18 protein-coding genes are annotated in these 18,021 nt (G+C 70.3%); 11 read left to right on the top strand and 7 right to left on the bottom strand.

Going from position 1 to position 18,021, the window contains the following annotated elements; all coding sequences use genetic code 11:
• Position 1 precedes the first annotated feature (1 nt).
• The 3 genes from ACI2JZ_RS12890 to ACI2JZ_RS12880 are packed head-to-tail and all read right to left on the bottom strand — an operon-like array spanning position 2 to position 3,073.
• On the bottom strand, positions 2-829 hold the full coding sequence (locus ACI2JZ_RS12890; RefSeq protein WP_247955468.1) for a carbohydrate ABC transporter permease: 828 nt from the start codon (positions 827-829) through the stop codon (positions 2-4).
• Complete coding sequence (locus tag ACI2JZ_RS12885) at positions 829-1,803, bottom strand: carbohydrate ABC transporter permease (protein ID WP_247623591.1); 975 nt, start codon at positions 1,801-1,803, stop codon at positions 829-831. The genes ACI2JZ_RS12890 and ACI2JZ_RS12885 overlap by 1 nt, the downstream gene beginning before the upstream one ends.
• Positions 1,804-1,807: 4 nt before the next feature.
• Complete coding sequence (locus ACI2JZ_RS12880; protein ID WP_404597890.1) at positions 1,808-3,073, bottom strand: ABC transporter substrate-binding protein; 1,266 nt, start codon at positions 3,071-3,073, stop codon at positions 1,808-1,810.
• Between the two features lie 225 nt (positions 3,074-3,298).
• On the opposite strand from ACI2JZ_RS12880, the gene ACI2JZ_RS12875 reads away from it, so the two are divergent.
• A complete protein-coding gene (locus ACI2JZ_RS12875) occupies positions 3,299-3,598 on the top strand; it encodes a hypothetical protein (RefSeq protein ID WP_247633037.1) in 300 nt (99 codons plus the stop codon).
• On the top strand, positions 3,598-3,939 hold the full coding sequence (locus ACI2JZ_RS12870; RefSeq protein WP_404597888.1) for a hypothetical protein: 342 nt from the start codon (positions 3,598-3,600) through the stop codon (positions 3,937-3,939). The genes ACI2JZ_RS12875 and ACI2JZ_RS12870 overlap by 1 nt, the downstream gene beginning before the upstream one ends.
• 15 nt (positions 3,940-3,954) lie before the next feature.
• Here ACI2JZ_RS12870 and ACI2JZ_RS12865 read toward each other — a convergent pair whose 3' ends face one another.
• Positions 3,955-4,701: a FadR/GntR family transcriptional regulator gene (locus ACI2JZ_RS12865; protein ID WP_404597886.1), complete on the bottom strand. Its 747-nt coding sequence runs from the start codon at positions 4,699-4,701 to the stop codon at positions 3,955-3,957.
• 109 nt (positions 4,702-4,810) lie between these two features.
• Between ACI2JZ_RS12865 and ACI2JZ_RS12860 the strand changes: the two genes are divergently transcribed.
• The 8 genes from ACI2JZ_RS12860 to ACI2JZ_RS12825 are packed head-to-tail and all read left to right on the top strand — an operon-like array spanning position 4,811 to position 13,922.
• The gene (locus ACI2JZ_RS12860; protein WP_404597884.1) at positions 4,811-5,965 is read left to right on the top strand and encodes a mandelate racemase/muconate lactonizing enzyme family protein; all 1,155 of its coding nucleotides are present in this window, start codon (positions 4,811-4,813) and stop codon (positions 5,963-5,965) included.
• On the top strand, positions 5,962-6,921 hold the full coding sequence (locus ACI2JZ_RS12855) for an MBL fold metallo-hydrolase (protein WP_404597882.1): 960 nt from the start codon (positions 5,962-5,964) through the stop codon (positions 6,919-6,921). The genes ACI2JZ_RS12860 and ACI2JZ_RS12855 overlap by 4 nt, the downstream gene beginning before the upstream one ends.
• A complete protein-coding gene (locus ACI2JZ_RS12850; protein ID WP_404597881.1) occupies positions 6,918-7,970 on the top strand; it encodes a Gfo/Idh/MocA family protein in 1,053 nt (350 codons plus the stop codon). The genes ACI2JZ_RS12855 and ACI2JZ_RS12850 overlap by 4 nt, the downstream gene beginning before the upstream one ends.
• A 30-nt stretch (positions 7,971-8,000) precedes the next feature.
• Complete coding sequence (locus ACI2JZ_RS12845; RefSeq protein ID WP_404597879.1) at positions 8,001-9,245, top strand: CaiB/BaiF CoA transferase family protein; 1,245 nt, start codon at positions 8,001-8,003, stop codon at positions 9,243-9,245.
• Positions 9,242-10,378 (top strand): hypothetical protein, encoded by a 1,137-nt coding sequence (locus ACI2JZ_RS12840; protein WP_404597878.1) that lies wholly within the window; start codon positions 9,242-9,244, stop codon positions 10,376-10,378. The genes ACI2JZ_RS12845 and ACI2JZ_RS12840 overlap by 4 nt, the downstream gene beginning before the upstream one ends.
• Positions 10,375-11,163: an enoyl-CoA hydratase/isomerase family protein gene (locus tag ACI2JZ_RS12835; protein ID WP_247623583.1), complete on the top strand. Its 789-nt coding sequence runs from the start codon at positions 10,375-10,377 to the stop codon at positions 11,161-11,163. The genes ACI2JZ_RS12840 and ACI2JZ_RS12835 overlap by 4 nt, the downstream gene beginning before the upstream one ends.
• A 57-nt stretch (positions 11,164-11,220) precedes the next feature.
• Entirely contained in the window at positions 11,221-12,411 is a 1,191-nt protein-coding gene (locus ACI2JZ_RS12830) for a fumarylacetoacetate hydrolase family protein (protein WP_404597877.1), read from the top strand.
• Positions 12,408-13,922 (top strand): aldehyde dehydrogenase (NADP(+)), encoded by a 1,515-nt coding sequence (locus ACI2JZ_RS12825; protein ID WP_404597875.1) that lies wholly within the window; start codon positions 12,408-12,410, stop codon positions 13,920-13,922. Before ACI2JZ_RS12830 ends, ACI2JZ_RS12825 begins: the two co-directional genes overlap by 4 nt.
• A gap of 261 nt (positions 13,923-14,183) precedes the next feature.
• Here ACI2JZ_RS12825 and ACI2JZ_RS12820 read toward each other — a convergent pair whose 3' ends face one another.
• The 3 genes from ACI2JZ_RS12820 to ACI2JZ_RS12810 are packed head-to-tail and all read right to left on the bottom strand — an operon-like array spanning position 14,184 to position 16,956.
• The gene (locus ACI2JZ_RS12820; RefSeq protein WP_404597874.1) at positions 14,184-15,179 is read right to left on the bottom strand and encodes an aldo/keto reductase; all 996 of its coding nucleotides are present in this window, start codon (positions 15,177-15,179) and stop codon (positions 14,184-14,186) included.
• Entirely contained in the window at positions 15,179-15,937 is a 759-nt protein-coding gene (locus tag ACI2JZ_RS12815) for an SDR family oxidoreductase (RefSeq protein ID WP_404597872.1), read from the bottom strand. The genes ACI2JZ_RS12820 and ACI2JZ_RS12815 overlap by 1 nt, the downstream gene beginning before the upstream one ends.
• Positions 15,934-16,956 carry a zinc-binding dehydrogenase gene (locus ACI2JZ_RS12810; protein ID WP_404597870.1) on the bottom strand — a complete coding sequence of 341 codons (1,023 nt, stop codon included), beginning with the start codon at positions 16,954-16,956 and terminating at the stop codon, positions 15,934-15,936. The genes ACI2JZ_RS12815 and ACI2JZ_RS12810 overlap by 4 nt, the downstream gene beginning before the upstream one ends.
• Positions 16,957-17,067: 111 nt before the next feature.
• Here ACI2JZ_RS12810 and ACI2JZ_RS12805 point away from each other — a divergent pair, with 111 nt between their 5' ends.
• Entirely contained in the window at positions 17,068-18,000 is a 933-nt protein-coding gene (locus ACI2JZ_RS12805; RefSeq protein ID WP_404597868.1) for a M15 family metallopeptidase, read from the top strand.
• The last annotated feature ends 21 nt before the right edge of the window (positions 18,001-18,021 follow it).

The following is an 18,021-nucleotide window of genomic DNA, read 5'->3' as shown; positions in this document are numbered from 1 at the left end:
ATCAGCCCTTCGTGGCTCCGGCCGTGACGCCGGCCGAGATCTGCCGCTGGAAGATCAGGTACACGATGATGATCGGCAGCACCGCCAGCAGCACGCCGGCGATGTACGTCGGCACGTTATCGGGGTACTGGCCGCGCAGCGCGCTCACGCCGACCATGACGGTGCGGTTCTGCGGCGACTGCATGATCAGCAGCGCGATGAGGATGTCGTTCCACACGAACAGCGCGTTCAGGATGCCCATCGAGATCAGCGCCGGCTTGCCGACCGGGATCATGATGCGCGCCCACACGCCGAACAGGCCGTTGCCGTCGACGCGCGCCGCCTCGGTGAGCTCCTTCGGGATGCCCGAGTAGTAGGAGGTCATGAAGAACACGGTGAACGGCAGGAACTGCGCCACGTACGCGGCGATCAGACCGGGGAAGGTGTTGATCAGTCCCATGTCGCTGAGCACCTTGATCGTCGGCACCATGATCACCTGGAACGGGATCATCATCATCGCGAGGATGATGAGGAACGCGACCTTGCTGCCGCGGAAGGTGAGGTGGCTGAGCGCGTAGCCGCACATCGACGCGAGCACGAGCAGAATCGCGACCGAGAACACGGTGACGATGATCGTGTTCGCGAAGTAGCGGCCCATGTCGGCGTTGTTCCACGCGTCGAAGAAGTTCTGCACGTTGAAGGTCTGCGTGACCCCGAGACGATCGAGGACGTAGTCCTTGCGCGTCTTGAGCGAGATGTTCAGGCCGTAGAGCATCGGTGCGATCGTGGCGATCGCGAGCAGCATCATCGGTACGGCGATGATCCACTTGCCCAGGCGTTCGCGGCGCATCATGCCTCCTTCGTGGCGCGACGCAGCACGCGGATCTGGATCAGGCCGATGACGAGCACGATCAGCAGCAGGAAGACGGATGCCGCGGACGCGAGCGCCGGGCGGGCCTCGCCGTTGAGCTTCCAGATGAGGAACTCGGGCAGGTAGCTCGCCGCCCCCGGACCGCCGGCGGTCATCGTGTACAGCAGGCCGAAGAGGCCGGTGAGCATGCCGATCGTGGTCGTGACGAACACGAACTGGATGGTCTGGCTGAGACTCGGGATGATGACGTGCACGATCTGTTGCCAGAGGTTGGCGCCGTCGATCTTCGCGGCGTCGAGCAGCTCGGCGTCGAGGGTCGCGAAACCGGCGAGGAAGATCGTGAACGCCATGCCGAACGTCGCCCAGATGTGCACGACGAGCACCGAGGGCAGCGCCGTGGTGGGGAGGCCGAGCCAGTCGACGCCCGGGATGTTGATGGTGTTCAGGGCGCCGTTGATCGGACCGTTCGCGGCGAGCAGGATGTTGAAGATCGCGCCGATGATGATCGGCGAGAGCACCACCGGCAGGAAGTACACGCTGCGGTAGAAGCGGTGGCCCGGGATCTTCAGGAAGACGAAGGTGGCGAGGATGCCGGCGACGAAGACCTGGATCGGCACGAACAGCAGCACGACCAGCACATTGCGGGCGGATGCCTGGAACCGGGCGTCGCCGAGGAGCGTGAGGTAGTTGTCGAGGCCGACGAACTGCCCGTTGAGCTCTTTGTCTCCCGTGAACGAGAAGTTCACGCCGAGCAGGAGGGGGTAGAGGCGGAAGACCGCGAGGATGAGGATGACCGGCAGCACCATGAGGTAGGGCGCGAGCCGTTCGGACGTCCACGGCTTCTTGCGCAGCGGCTGGCCGAGATCGCGGCGTGCGCCGCGTTCCCGGCGGCCGCGGCCCGGACCCTTGTTCGCGAGAACGAGGGTCCGGGTCGAGGTGGTGTCGATCGCCAAGGGATCAGCCCTCCGACGCTGCCAGCTGGGCTGCGGCGTCCTGCACGGTGACCTCGCCGCCGAGCAGCTGCTGGCCGAGGCGGTGCAGCAGGTCGAGCGTCTCGGCCTCGAGGGCGGTGTGGAGCAGCGGCTTGCTGCCCGCCGACTCCGCGACGATGTCGTTCGCCGACACGATGTCGGTGTCGAGCTCGATGGTCGTGTCGGACGTGATCTGACCGCCCGCGAGCGAGTAGGCGGCGAGGGCGTCGTGGTCGACCGTGGCCTTGATCCAGTCGACGCCGAGCTCCTTCTTGTCCTCGTTGAGCACGCCGTATCCGATGCCGCCCTCGGCCGGGAGGGCCAGGGTGGTGCCGTCGTTGACGGTGACCGGCATCATGAACCCGAGATCCTCGCCGAGGAACTCGTCGAACTGCTTCCAGTGCGCCGTGCCGCTCATGAGTCCGATGACCATGGCCGACTTACCGCCCGAGAACAGGTCGAACGAGTCGTTGAACATCGCGGTGGAGTTCGCGCCCTCGTTGTACCAGCCGTCGGCAGCGGTGTCGGCCCACATCTGCAGGGCCTGCACCGCGTGCTCGCTCGTCCAGTCGCGGTCGCCGTCGATCCAGGCGTCGTACTCCTCGGGGGTGAAGACGCCCGAGCCGAAGCCCGAGAGGAAGAACTCGATGCCGAGGCCCTCCTTGTTGCCGAGCGCGAAGCACGAGGCATCCGTCTTCTCGGTGATCGAGGTGCAGGCGGCCGCCAGCTCGTCCCAGGTCTGGGGCGGGTTGTCGGCGTCGAGGCCGGCCTCGGTGAAGAGGGCCTTGTTGTAGTAGATCGGGAAGCCCTGGAGGAACATCGGGGCGGAATAGGTCTCGCCGTCGGCCTGGAAAGCGGGCCAGCCGGCGAGGGTGTCCTCGAGGTCGGCGAGCTCGTCGGTGACGGGGATGAGGGAGTCGGCGCGGCTCTTGAGCTGCGTGCCGCCGTTGAACAGGGCGACGTCGGGGCCGGTGCCGGCCTCGATCGCGCTGCCGAGCAGCGTGTAGTACTGGTCGAACGGCTGGTTGACGATCTCGACCTCGACGTCGGGGTGCTTCTCGGCGAATGCCGCCTTGACGTCTTCGGTGTACGCGGCCGCGGCCTCGTCGGCGTCGCCCCAGTTCCAGACGACGAGCTTGTCGCTCGTGCCCGAGTCTCCGCCGGTCGATCCGTTCGGCGATGCTCCACCGCATCCGGTGAGTGCCAGTGCCGCCACGCCGATGGCGGCGGGGATGGCGATCCTTCGCTTCATTGCGATCCTCTCAACATTGATAGGGAAGTTGCTGCAGGGACCCGAGGGTGCAGGCCTTGCGTCGAAACATACTACGTCTTACGAAAACGATCAAGCAAACATCACATGACTGACGTTCAGCATCGGTGCGAAGGTGGGCTCGGTGAATACGATAGCCAACATTCGATGCATAACCGGTCGAAAACTCGTACGACTTTCTGGACGATAAAGAGGTACTATTTACGTATGGTGAACTCGTCCGCACTGCCGATCCCCGTACTGCCGACGTCTGAAGCTCGGGCGCAGTTGCCGGACGCGCTGCGACGATTCCGCAAGGAGGGCGCCCTCTCGCGCCCGCTGGTGTTCGGGGGTCACCGTCGCGCCGAAGGCGTCGTCATCCCGTTCGACCTCTACGTCGATCTGATCCCGGCGATCGAGGATCTCGAGATCGCGTACCTGGTTCGTCAGAGGTCGGAGGCCGGCGAGACCGGCGAGCTGGCCGACATCGCGTCCGATCTGGGTCTCGACCCCGACGACTACCGCTGATGGCGGTGCCGCTGCGGCTGACAGCGCTTCTCCCCGGATTCCAGCACGACGTCGACGCGCTTCCGGGCCAGGCGACGAAGAAGATGGCACTCGACATGCTGGTGCTCGTCCGCGACGGGAAGGTGGCCGGCGTGAAGCTCGACTCTCGCGTCGCGACCGGCGATCTGGGTGACTGCTACAAGCTGTATTTCGACCCGGACGGTTCCGGGAAGCCTCGATATCGCCTCGTCTATCGATACACGCCCGATGAGGTCAGAGCCGTTGCCGTCGAGGCCGTCGCGGTCGGGCGACGAGCGAATCTCGACGCCTATCGACGCGCGATCGCCAACCTCGCGCGCTGAACGGTCGAGGTTCCGTCAGGAACGCTTCTTCGACGGCAGGCGCCGGCGCGACCACGAGCCGAGGATGTGCTCGCTCATCGCGAGGCGCGCGGCCTCGGCGTCGCCGGCCGAGATCGCCTCGAGGATCGCGGTGTGCTCGGCGAGGGTCAGCTCGAACGCGTGCGCGGGGTCGACGCCGGTGAAGCGGTCGCTGCCCACGGCGTGAGCGATGAGCACGCGCGCGATGTTCTCGGCGAGGCCGTTGTCGGCGAGCTCCATCACGGCGAGGTGGAACTGCACGTCGGCCTCGCGGAACGCGGCCGAGTCGTCGACGTGGGCGTGCATCGCCTCGAGGTTCTCGCGCAGGCGGGTGCGGGCGTCGTCGTCGACGGTGCGGGCGGCGGACGCGGCCATCGCGGCTTCGAGCGCGCCGCGCACCACGCTGAGGTCGTCGAGCACGCCGAGGGTCGAGTCGTTCTCGATCATGGCGGTGAGCACCGAGGGGTCGAGCACGTTCCAGCTCGTGGAGGGATTTACGTGGGTGCCGCGCCCCTGGGCGACCGTGACCATGCCCTTCTCCTGCAGGCGCTTCATCGTCTCGCGGATGACGGTGCGGCTCACACCGAACTGCACGCTGATGACGCTCTCGGGCGGCAGCAGGTCGCCCGGTGCGTACTCCCCGGTGACGATCGACTGGACGAGCTCGTTCAGCACGGTCGCGCCGATGCGATCGATGGGGGTGCGTGCGCGACCGGCGGTGGTGGCGTCTGCGGGCGGGGTCATGCCTGACACTCTATTGACCTCCGGAATGGGGCGGCAGGAGACACTCGCGAAACGACAGACATATGATGTATGTTGTTTTCACATTCGATCTCTCACACTCAAGGGCGACATGAAGATCACCGGCTACCGCACGCTGCGCACCGTCCACGACTGGGGGCGCCCCGTCGGCGACGTCAACGGGTTCATCGCATCCGGCGTCACCGACGTGCCGCTCGTGATCCTCGAGACCGACGAGGGCATCGAGGGTGTCGGCATGGGGTCGCACGCCGACCTCGAGCGCCTGTTCCCCGCCCTCGAGGGGCAGGACCCCCGCACCGTCACCACCCTCTACGACGCCATGCTCGCGCGGGTGTTCAAGTCGTCGCACGGGGGCGCGACCTTCGGTGGCATCGGCGCCTTCGACACCGCGCTGTGGGACATCAAGGCCAAGCTCGCGGGTGAGCCGCTGTGGCGTCTGCTCGGAGCGGGCGACCGCTTCGTGCCCGGCTACGCCTCGGGCCTCGACGCCGCCCTCGACGACGAGCAGCTCGCCGCCCTCTACCGCCGCTTCGGCGAGCGCGGCTACACCGCCGCCAAGCTCAAGGGCGGGCGAAACGTCGAGGCGGATCTGCGCCGCTTCGGCATCCTCACCGACGTGCTCCAGGCCGGCGGCGCGGCGCCTGCGCTCATGCTCGACGCCAACGAGTCGTGGAACCTCAAGCAGGCCGTCCGGCACGTCAGCGCGCTCGAGGAGCGCATCGACCTCACCTGGGTCGAGGAGCCGCTGCGGCGGTGGGATGCCGCGGGGCATGCGCGCCTGAGCGCGGCGATCAAGGCCTCCGTCGCCACCGGCGAGAACCTCACCGGACTCGAGCAGTACCGTCCCCTTCTCGACGCCGGCGGTGCCGACATCGTGCAGGCGGGGGCGGTGTGGGGCGTCACGCACTTCCTGCGCGTGGCGATCGCCGCGCACGCCCGCGATCTGCCCGTCAGTCCCGTCGGGCTCACCGCGAACCACACCGTGACGGCGGCCGCGGCGGCCGTGCCGAATCACCTGTCGGCCGAGGTGCAGGATCTCGGGTCGCCGTTCGGTCTCGTGCTCGATCAGGAGTTCGCCGACGGCGGCGTCGTGCTCGGCGACCGTCCGGGCGTGGGCATCGAGGTCGACGAGGCGCTCATCCTCAAGGCCCGCAGCGAGGCCACCTGGCAGGAGCCGGCCGGGCCCCATGTGCGCTCGAAGCGCGCCGGACTCCGCCTGATCGACCACGGCACCTGGAGCGAATGATGCAGGTGCGTCACGGCATCCACCGCATCCAGGCGCCGCTCGGCGAGCGCTTCATCGCGATGTACCTGCTCACCGGCCCTGAGGGCGCCCTGCTGTTCGACACCGGTGTCGCCGACTCCGTGCCCGGCACCCTGCTGCCGACGCTGGAGGAGATCGGGTTCGATCTCGCCGACCTGCGCTGGGTGGTCAGCTCGCACTGCGACTTCGACCACACGGGCGGCAACGCGGCGCTCGCCGCGGCCGCTCCGCATGCCGAGTTCCTGGCCGGGCGCGCCGATGTCGCCATGACCGAGGACGTCGAGGCGCTCATCGCCGGGCGCTACGGCGAGTTCGCCGTCCGCGACGGCTTCGACGACCCGCCCGAGACGACCGCCGAGGTGCGGCGTTCGACCGGTCTCGTGCCGGTGGCGCGAGCCCTCGACGGCGGCGAGACGTTCGATCTCGGCGACCGCACGATCGAGGTGCTCGCGGTGCCGGGGCACTCCCCGGGGCACCTGGCACTGTGGGATGCCGCGAACGGCACCCTCCTCATCTCGGATGCCGTGCTCGGCGAGACGGTGCCGACGGCCGACGGTCGGGCCGCGTTCCCGCCCACCTATCGCGACACGGCCCGGTACGTCGACAGCATCCGTCGGTTGCGCGCCCTCGACGCCGAGCTGCTGCTCACGGCCCACTACCCGGTGTACGAGGGCGCGGCGGTGGCCGGGTTCCTCGACGACTCGCTCGCGTACGTCGAGCGCGTCGACCGGGTGATCGAACAGGTTCTCGCCGGCGGGGAGGAGCTCACTTCGCTCGAACTCATCCGGCGCGCGGCAGCCGATCTGGGGCCGTGGCCCGCAGCTGCGGCCGAGTACCTGATCTTCCCGATGACCGGCAACCTCGAGCGCCTCGTGCAGCAGGGCCGCGTCGTCGAGGGCGATCGCGACGGCATCCGCACCTGGCGGTGGGTCGCATGACCGCCGCGACGGTGCGCCTCGGCGCGATCGGTGCCGGCTGGTGGGCGACGAGCAACCACTTCCCGCTGTTCGCGGCGCGCGACGACGTCGAGCTCGTGGGCGTCTGCGGCAAGGGCGACGGGCTCGAGGCCGTGCGCGAGAAGTTCGGCTTCGGGTTCGCGACGGAGGACGCGACGGAACTGCTGGATGCCGACATCGACGCCGTGGTGATCTCCACCCCGCACGATCTGCACCACCCGCTCGCCGCTCAAGCGCTCGACCGTGGACTGCACGTGCTGTGCGAGAAGCCGATGACCCTGCACGCCGACGAGGCGTGGGATCTCGCCGCCCGCGCCGAGCGCGCCGGCACCGTCTTCCTCGTGCCCTACGGCTGGAACTACAAGCCGTTCACGGTGGCGGCCAAGCGGATGCTCGACGCCGGGGCGATCGGCGAGATCCAGTACGCCCTGTGCCATATGGCGTCCCCCACGCGCGGACTGTTCGGCACCGACCCGACGCACATGCTCGAGCGCTGGAACTCCGACACCGCTCCCGACCCGACCACGTGGTCGAGCCCCGAGCACGGCGGCGGGTATGCGCACGGCCAGATCACCCACTCCTCGGCGCTGCTGTTCTGGCTCACGGGGCTGCGCGCGGCATCCGTCGCCGGTCGTGCGATCACCGCCGGGGCGCCGGTCGACCTGTTCGACGCGGGAGTGATCCGCTTCGAGGGCGGGGCGCTGGGGTCGCTATCGGGGGCCGCGACGCTCGCCGACGGCGACAAGTACCAGGTCGACATCCGCCTGTTCGGCACCGAGGGCGTGCTCATGATCGACGTCGAGCGCGAGCGCGTGACCCTCAGCCGCTACGACGGCCGCCGCGAGGAGGTCGTGATCCCCGAGGGGGAGGGCGAGTACGAATGCCTCGTGCCGCCGGCCCGCTTCATCGAGCTGATCACCGGTGCGAGCCGCGAGAACAACTCCGACGTGACCGTCGCCGCCCGCTCGGTCGAGCTGATCGATGCGCTCCTGCGCTCGTCGGCCGCCGGCGGCGCCGACACGGCCGTCTGATCACGCCCGTCTGACAACCAGAGGAACGACATGTCCGACACCCCCACCCGCGGAATCCTCGACGGATACCGCGTCATCGACTGCTCGATCGCCATGGCCGGGCCCTTCGCCGCGCAGCGCCTCGGCGACCTGGGCGCCGACGTCATCAAGGTCGAGCCGACCGCCGGTGAATGGCAGCGCTTCGCCTCGGCCGGTGGCGCGCAGGGCAACGAGATCAACGTCTCGTTCCTCTCCCTCAACCGCAACAAGCGTTCGCTGGCCGTGGACCTGAAGTCGGATGCCGGGCGCGAGGTCGTGCGCGACCTCATCGCCGGGGCCGACGTGTTCCTGCAGAACTACCGCCCGGGGGTCGCCGCGCGTCTCGGCCTCGACTACGCGAGTCTGGCGGCGATCAACCCCTCGCTCGTGTACGTCTCGATGTCGGGCTACGGCGAGGACGGGCCCTACAAGGACCGTCCGGGCCAGGACCTCATCCTGCAGGCCATGAGCGGCGCGATGCTGTCGGCCGGGCGCGCGGGCGAGCCGCCGACTCCGGCGGGTCAGTACCTGGCGGACGCCGTCACCGCATCGACCGCGTTCGAAGCCGTGCTCGCGGCGCTGCTGCACCGCGAGCGCACCGGTGAGGGGCAGCTCGTGACCGTGAACATGCTCGACGCGCTCACCACCCTGCAGATGCAGGAGCTGAGCGTCTACACGGTTGGCGGGGTGCCGCAGAAGCGCGGCAGCGAGCCGAACGCGCACGTCTACATCCGCGCCCCCTACGGCGTCTTCGCGACGAGCGACGGCTACCTCGCGCTCGGGTTCGCCGACCTCGAGAAGCTCGGCGAGGTGCTCGACGAGCCCTCGTTCGCTGGTCTCGACCCCGAGGTGCACGGCTGGACGCACCGCGACGAGCTGTATGCGACGGTGGCCCGTCACCTGCGTGAGCGCTCCACGCAGCACTGGCTCGACACGCTGCTGCCCGCCGGCATGTGGGTGGGTCCGGTCTACGGTTACGAAGACCTCGTGGCCGACCCGCAGATCATCCACAACGGCACGTTCGTCGAGTACGACCACCCCACTGAGGGGCGCATCAAGACACCCGGGTTCCCGTACCGGTTCGCGAAGACGCCCGCCCGCATCGACCGCGGCGCCCCGCTGACCGGTGAGCACACGGCCGAGATCCTCGCCGAGCTGGGCGTCTCGCCCGAGCGCACGCAGGAGCTGCTCGACGCCGGGGCGGTGGCGCAGACCGCCGTGCCGGTGCCCGTGGGTTCGAGTGCGGTGCCGTCGTGACCGACTACGTCGGCCTGACCTGGGATCACCCGCGCGGCCGTCACGCTCTGGAGGCAGCGGCCGGCGACCTCGGCGACGGCGACACCCTGCGCTGGGAGGTGCAGTCGCTCGAGGGGTTCGAGTCCGCGCCGATCGACGAGCTCGCCCGCCGCTACGACCTGCTCGTGCTCGATCATCCGCACCTCGGCGACGCGCTCGTGAGCGGCGGCATCCGCCCTCTCGACGAGCTGTTCGACACCGCACGGATCGCGGCATGGGCGGATGCCGCGGTGGGGCCGAGCATCGCCTCGTACACGCTCGACGGGCGGCTGTGGGCTCTGCCGCTGGATGCCGCGACGCAGGTGTCGGTGCGCCGCCGCGATCTCGTCGCCGAGGCGCCCGAGACCTGGGACGACGCTCTCGCTCTCGCCGAGCGCGGGCTCGTCGCGACGAGCCTGGCCGGCCCCCACGCGTTCCTGTCGCTCTGCTCGATCGCGGTGTCGCTCGGCGACGACCCGGGACGCGGAGAGGGACTGTTCGACCGCGCCGTCGCGCGGCGGGCGCTCGATCTGCTCGCCCGCCTCTCGGTGCACGCCCCCGCGGGCACCGAACTGCTCAACCCGATCGGTCTGCTCGACCGGATGCGCGACCGCGGCGACATCGGATACATCCCGCTCGTCTACGGCTACGTGAACTACAGCTCGCCGGTCGTCGCCTTCGACCGCGCACCGGCGCACGCGGGACGCCTCGGATCGACGATCGGCGGCACCGGCATCGCGGTCACCCGTCGCTCCGCGCCCTCGCCCGCCCTGCTCGCGCACCTGGAGCACCTGCTCAGCGACGACGCGCAGCGCGGGTTCATCCCCGCGCACGACGGTCAGCCCGGCCTGCGCGCGGCGTGGACGGATGCCGCGGTCGATGAGGCCGCGTACGGCTTCTACTCGCGCACCCTCTCGAGCATCGAGGCGTCGTGGGTGCGACCCCGGATCGCCGGGTACATCCCGTTCCAGTCCGCGGCATCCGCTCTCGTGCGCGATGTCGTCGCCGGGCCCCGACATGCCGACGACGTGCTCGACGAGATCGAAGCGCGGTTCGCCGCTCTTTCTCCCGATGCCGCGACCGCCGACGACCGCCTGCAGAAGGAGACCGCATGACCGACTCGGCCATCACCGACGAGCCGTTGATCGTCGTCACACGAGAGGGGCACGTCGCGACCGTGCGCCTGAACCGCCCGGCCAAGCTCAACGCCGTCACCCAGGCCATGAGCGACGAGCTCGTGGGCATCGTGCGCCGCCTCAACGACGACCCTGAGGTGCGGGCCGTGGTCTACACCGGCACGGGTCGCGCGTTCAGCGCCGGCAGTGACATCTCGACCCTCGACCGGTACGAGACGCCGTGGGAGTTCCGCAACCGCCGTGACTACTGCGACGCACTGCGCGACCTGCGCAAGCCCGTGATCGCCGCGATCAACGGGTACGCGTTCGGGGGAGGGCTCGAGGCGTCGCTGACGTGCGACATCCGCATCGCCGCCGAGACCGCGAGCTTCGCCGCTCCCGAGATCAAGCTCGGCTGGATCGGCGGGGGAGGGATGTCGGTGCTGCTGGCGAACTCCATCGGGGCGAGCAACGCCGCCCTCATGCTGCTCAGCGGCGACCCGATCGACGCGCAACGCGCCCTCGCCTGGGGTCTCGTCAGCGAGGTCGTGCCCGCCGATGATCTGCTCGCCCGGGCGCAGGAGCTCGCTGCGACGATCGCCGCGCGTCCTCCGATCGCGGCCGAGACCGCGAAGGCCAATCTGCGCGCCGCGTTCAACCTGCCCCAGGACCAGGCCATCGCCTACGAGCGCGAGATGCAGGGCATCACCTTCGCCACCGAGGATGCCGCCGAGGGGCGCGCCGCCTTCGCCGAGAAGCGCCCCGGCGTCTTCCACCGGCGCTGACGCCCGGTGATCCCGCCGATATCGACCGAGCTCCCGACCGACCTCCCGAGGAGAGACATGAGCGACACCTGGACCGGAGACGCAGCCGGCATCCTTCCCGCCGATGCGAGCGACGCCCTGCTCGTCGGGCGTGTGCAGACGCCGGCAGGCCCGAGCGTGGTGGTGCTGCGCGACGGCATCCTGCGTGACCTGTCGGCCACCTTCCCGACGATGACCGCGCTCACCGAGAGCGCCGACCCGGCAGCCGCCGCGCGTGCCGCCGACGGGCCGTCACTCGGTGCGTTCGCCGACGTCTGGGCGAACACCGCCCCGGACACCCGCGACGATGCCCACCCGTGGCTGCTCTCGCCGATCGACCTGCAGGTCGTCAAGGCCTCGGGCGTGACCTTCCCCGTATCGATGCTCGAGCGCATCATCGAGGAGAAGGCGCGCGGCGAGGCCGAGTCCGCCGACGGCATCCGCGCCACGATCCTCGACGCGCTGGGCGGTGACGTGCGCGACCTCGTGCCCGGATCGCCCGAGGCCGCCCGCCTCAAGCAGGTGCTCATCACCGCGGGACTGTGGAGCCAGTACCTCGAGGTCGGCATCGGCCCCGACGCCGAGATCTTCACGAAGGCGCCCGTGCTCGCCACGGTCGGCGGTGGATCCGACGTCGGCGTGCTCGCCGAATCCCGATGGAACAACCCCGAGCCCGAGGTCGTGCTCGTCGTCTCCTCGCGCGGCGACATCGTCGGGGCGACGCTCGGCAACGACGTCAACCTGCGCGACATCGAAGGGCGCTCGGCCCTGCTGCTCGGACGCGCGAAGGACAACAACGCCTCGGCATCCGTCGGCCCGTTCATCCGCCTCTTCGATGGAGGGTTCTCGCTCGACGACGTGCGCGCCGAATCGGTCACGCTCTCGGTCGAGGGCGACGACGGCTTCGGTATGCGGGCCGAATCGCACATGGCGCAGATCAGCCGCGACCCCGCCGATCTCGTGCGGCAGGCGTCGGGCGACCACCACGCCTACCCCGACGGCTTCGTGCTCTACTTGGGAACGATGTTCGCCCCCACCGACGACCGCGACGAGCCCGGCCACGGCTTCACCCACCACCTCGGCGACGTCGTGCGCATCTCGTCGCCGCACCTCGGCGCGCTCGTCAACCGGGTGCAGCACAGCGAGGATCTCGCCCCCTGGAGCGTCGGCATCGGCGCGCTCATCACCAGCCTCGCTCAGCGGGGACTGCTCGGAAAGGCCAGCGCATGACCACCCTGACGACCACCGATCCCCGCACCGGCGCGCACTCCGACACCGGCATCGAAGCGACGGATGCCGCGGGCGTCGCTGCGACCACCGCCGCTGCGGCATCCGCCTTCGCCGACCTGCGCTCGCGTCCGCGCGCCTGGCGGGCCGGGCTCCTGCGCGCGCTCGCCGACGGGCTCGAGGCCGACCGCGCCGCGCTCGTCGACGCCGCTCTCGCCGAGACCGGGCTGCCCGAGGCGCGCCTGAACGGCGAGCTCTCGCGCAGCGCCTTCCAGTTCCGTCTCTTCGCCGACGCCGTCGACGAGGGCGGCTACCTCGAGGCGATCATCGACCACTCCGGCCACACGCCGCTCGGCCCGGGCCCGGATGTGCGGCGGATGCTCGTGCCGATCGGCCCCGTCGCCGTCTTCGGCGCCAGCAACTTCCCCTTCGCGTTCTCGGTCATCGGCGGCGACACCGCCTCGGCGCTCGCCGCGGGCAACCCGGTCGTCGTCAAGGCGCACAGTTCGCATCCGGTCACCTCGCAGCGATCGTTCGAGTCGCTCGTACGCGCGGCCGCGGCGTACGGGGCGCCGGAGGGCACGTTCGGGATCGTCTACGGCCAGCAGGCGGGAGCCGTTCTCGTCGCCGACCCGGTCATCACGGCCGTCGGGTTCACGGGGTCGCTGTCGACCGGCAAGATCCTGCAGGCGATCATCGACGAGCGCGAGGCGCCCATCCCGTTCTACGGCGAGCTGTCGAGCCTGAATCCGCTCGTCATCACGCCGGGGGCGGCGTCCGCGCGCACCGCGGCCCTCGGCGAGGGTCTGTTCGGGTCGGTCACGGGATCGGCCGGGCAGCTGTGCACGAAGCCCGGCATCGCCTTCGTGCCGGCCGGGGCCGAGGGTGACGCGCTCGTCGCCGATGTGGTGACGAGGGCTCAGGATGCCGCGGCGCAGACGCTCCTGAACTCGCGCATCCACGGGGCGTTCGACGAGATCCGTGAGCGGCTGATCGCCGAGGGCGGGGCGCGCAGCCTCGTCGCCCCGCACGCCGGAGCCGACGGTTTCTCGCTGACGCCCGCGGTGCTCGAGATCGCGGCGACGGATGTGACTCCGGCGGTCGCCGAGGAGGCGTTCGGCCCCCTCGTGGTGCTCGTGCGGTACGCCTCGACGGGCGAGATCACGGCGGCGCTGCAGGCCGTGCCGCACTCGCTGACCGCCACGATCCACTCGCAGCCCGAGGAGGCCGAGGTGCGCGGCGAGCTCACCGACGCCGCGCGCGACCTCGTCGGCCGCATCGTCTACGACGGATACCCCACGGGGGTGCGGGTGTCTTGGGCCATGAACCACGGCGGCCCCTGGCCCGCGACCAACACGCAGCACACCTCGGTGGGCGTGACGGCGCTGCGGCGGTTCCTGCGCCCGCTCGCCTGGCAGGATGCCCCGGCCGATGTCCTCCCCGCCGAGCTGCGCGACGGTGCGGTCGATGTGCCCCGCCGCGTTGACGGCGTGCTGGAGCTGGCCGGCGCCTGACCTTCTCGTCGGGACCCTCCGTCTCGCTGCGCTCGCTCAGGAACCGGTTCCTGAGCGAGGAGCGCAGCGACGAGACGAAGGGCCCCGCCCCGCGGCATCCGTTGAGGAGGAGTTCTCGCGTTCGGGAGGATCGAAACGGCGGATGCCTCCTGCGGAGCGTGTGTTCTCCTCCGTTGGGTGAGGGCGAGTGCCCGTCATCTCGCTGCGCTCGCTCAGGAACCGGTCTCTGAGCGAGGAGCGCAGCGACGAGACGAAGGGCCCTCAGCCGAAGACGCCCTCGGGGAGCAACCCGCGCGAGATCAGTGCGTCCCAGAGGCCCTCGTCGACCACGGCATCCATACGCTCGACCCCTTCGGCGACCTGGCGCGCGTCGCGGCATCCGAGAACCACCGAGGTGACGGCCGGATGCCGCAGGCTGAACTGCATGGCGGCGGTCGGCAGGTCGGTGCCGAACTCCTCGCACACCTCGGCGATCGCGTTCGCCCGGGCGATGAGCGTGGCCGGGGCCTGCACGTAGTCGTAGGTCGCGTCCGCCGCGACCCGCGGTCGTGCCAGCAGGCCGGAGTTGTAGACACCGACGTTCACGATGCCCACACCCGCCTCGAGCGCCGCGGGCAGCAGGTCGGCCAGCGGCCCCTGTTCGAGCAGGGTGAACCGCCCGGCCAGCATGACCACGTCGATGTCGGTCTCGCGCACGAACCGCGCCGGCAGTGCCGACTGGTTCATGCCCACACCGATCGACGTGACGACGCCCTGGTCGCGCAGCTCGATGAGCGCCCCGATGCCCTCGGTCGATGCCTGCTCCCAGTGGTGGTCGGGGTCGTGCAGGTAGACGATGTCGAGCCGGTCGACGCCGAGCCGGTCGAGGCTCTGCTCCACTCCGCGCAGGATCGCGCCGCGCGAGAAGTCGAACTCGCGGCGGTACGCCGCGGGCACCGCGAAGCCGCCGTCGTCGAGCTGACCGGCCGAGTACACCTGCGGCACGAGCGTGCGCCCCGCCTTGGTCGAGAGCACGTACTCGTCGCGCGGATGCTCGGCGAGCAGTTCGCCCAGTCGCCGCTCGGAGTAGCCGAGACCGTAGTGCGGGGCCGTGTCGAACAGGCGCGATCCGCGCGCCCATGCCTCCTCGACCGCACCCCGCGCCTGCTCGTCGGTGGTGACGCGGCCGAGGTTGCCGAGCTGCGCGCCGCCGAGTCCGAAGCGGGTGAGCGGGGTGCCGGTGCGCAGGCGCGCGCTCTCCATCGTGACCGGGGGCATCAGCGCCCGAGCCATCCGCCGTCGACCGGCAGCACGATTCCGTCGACATAGTCCGAGGCCGCCGACGCCAGGAACACGGCGGCTCCGCCGAGATCGGATGCCGCGCCCCATCGCCCCGCCGGGATGCGGGCGAGGATCGACTCCGAGCGCTCGGGGTCGTCGCGGAGGGCTTGCGTGTTGTCGGTGGCGATGTAGCCGGGGGCGATCGCGTTGACGTTCACGCCGCGACCCGCCCACTCGTTCGACAGCGCCTTGACGACGCCCGTGAGACCCGACTTCGCCGCCGCGTATCCGGGGACGTTGATGCCGCCCTGGAAGCTGAGGAGCGACGCGGTGAACACGATCTTGCCGCGTCCGCGCTCGAGCATCGATCCGCCCACGGCCTGCGCGAGAGCGAACTGGCTGGTGAGGTTGATGCGCAGCACGCGTTCGAACCACTCCATCGGATGCTCCGCCGCCGGCGCGCGCAGAATGGTGCCGGCGTTGTTGACGAGGATGTCGACCTCGGCTGCGCGCAGCTCCGCGCCGAGCTCGGAGACGGCGTCGGCATCCGACAGATCGCACCGGATCGCGCGGAACCCGCGCCCGCGTGCGGTGACGGCCTGCTCGATGTCGCTGCCGGAGGGCTCGATGCTCGTGCTGACCGCGATGATGTCGGCGCCTGCGCCGGCGAGCGCCGCGGCGATTCCGAAGCCGATGCCGCGGTTCGCGCCCGTGACGACGGCGCGCTGACCGGTGAGGTCGAAGAGCCCGCTCATGCGCCGGCCTGCACGTCGACGAGGATCTTCATCGCGCGCCCCGCTTCGAGCTCGGCGAAGGCGTCGGCGGTCTCGGCGAGCGGCACGATGCGCGTGATGACTCGGTCGGTGGGGATCACGCCGTCGGCGAGGAGCTCGATCGCGGTCTCGAAGTCGGCGCGCTGGTAGACCCGTGCGCCGAGCAGCCGCAGCTCGCGCCAGAACACGCGCTGCAGGTCGACCTCGCGCGGGGTGGGGTGGATGGCGACGACGACGATCGTGCCGCGCACCTTCGCGAGCGCCGTCATGCCGCGCACTGCGGAGGCCGCGCCCGAGACCTCGAAGACGACGTCGGCGCCGGTGCCCGCGGTCCATTCCTCGACCCAGGCGACCTGGTCGGATGCCGAGGGGTCGAGCGTCGTGAATCCGAGCTCTTCGGCGTGGGTGCGTCGCTGCGCGTCGATCTCGATCACGACGACCTCGGCACCGGTGTGCCGGGCGACGGTGGCGATGAGTGTGCCGATCGGGCCGCCGCCGATCACGACGGCCTTCTGCCCGGCGGTGAGGTCGGAGCGCCGCACGTCGTGCACCGCGACGGCGACCGGCTCGACGAGCGCGGCGTGATCGAGGGGGATGTCGGCGGGAAGTGCGAGGAGGGTCTCGGCCGGCACGTTCCACAGCCCCTGCAGCGAGCCGGGGGAGTCGATGCCGATGAAGTTCAGGTTCTGGCAGATGTGCTCGTTGCCGGCGAGGCAGGCGGGGCAGGTGCCGTCCCAGTCGAGGGGCATGACGGTGACCTTGTCGCCGACGCTCCAACCGGTGACCCCGGCGCCGAGGGCGTCGATCGTGCCGCTCATCTCGTGTCCGAAGACGAGCGGGCGCTCGACGCGGGCGTCCATGTTGCCGTGCAGGATGTGCAGGTCGGTGCCGCAGAGACCGGTGTAGGCGACGCGGATCCGCACCTCTCCGTCGCGCGGTTCGGTCTGATCGGCCGTGCGCACGTCCAGCGTGCGATCGCCTACGTAATTCACAGTCAGCACTGATTGCTCCTCTTCTCGCAGAGCTCCAGATTACTCATACGTATGATGAATCTCCACCTGCCTGTGAATGCATATCGGTGACCGCGCGGCGATCGGGGCAGAATGGAGATCATGCCCGAATCGCCGCACGCTCAGCATGCGGCTCCGCGCTCCCCGATCCGTGGTCCTGCCCTGCCGATCGGCGTCGCGGTGACCGCCATCGGCATCCTCCTCTCCCTCGCTTCGGCGCCGGCATCCTCGACGCCCGAAGCCTCGCGGATGCCCGAGCCGGTCGCGGTCGTGCAGGTGCCCTCGGTCGACGTCGGCTCCACCCCGGCCGCCGACCCGTGCGCCGAGGCATCCGTGCAGGAGTCGCTCGCCGCCGGAGACGACGCGGCCACCATCGCCGGCTTCGGCGGGGGCGAGGCTTTCCGCGCCGCCGTCGTGGCGGGCAACGCGCCGTGCATCTCGCTCTCCGACCCCGCGCGGGTGTGGGTCGTCGTCAACAAGGCGCGACCGCTCGACCCCGCCGACTACGCGCCCGGCGCCCTCGCCGACGTGCCGCTGCAGATGACCACGGCATCCGGGCAGGTGCGCACCGACGTCGCGACCGCGGTCGGCGACATGGCTAACGCGGCCAGCGAGGCCGGGGTCGGGCGCCTCGGTGCGAACAACGGCTACCGTTCGTACGGCCTGCAGGTCACGACCTACGAGTCGCACGTGCGCGACCAGGGGCAGGCCGGGGCGGATGCCGGATCCGCGCGCCCCGGACACTCGGAGCACCAGACCGGCCTCGCGGTCGACGTCGTCGCGTGCGGTCTGGGGTGCGGCGGGCTCGACGGGTTCGGCGGCACCACGCAGAGCGACTGGGTCGCCGCCCACGCGTGGGAGTACGGGTTCATCGTGCGCTACGAGGACGGGGGCTCCGGCGTCACCGGCTACGCTCCCGAGCCGTGGCACCTGCGCTACGTGGGGCGCGACCTCGCCGCGGCCTACCAGGCGGGCGGGTTCCACACGCTCGAGGAGTTCTTCGGGCTTCCGGCCGCGCCCGACTACCTGCCCTGAACGACGCTCGGAGGCATCCCA

It is taken from the genome of Microbacterium sp. NPDC087868, assembly GCF_044900755.1.
GTDB lineage: Bacteria > Actinomycetota > Actinomycetes > Actinomycetales > Microbacteriaceae > Microbacterium > Microbacterium galbinum.
The sequence above is the reverse complement of the archived record's forward strand: the minus strand, read 5'-3'. Positions and strand labels throughout refer to the sequence as shown.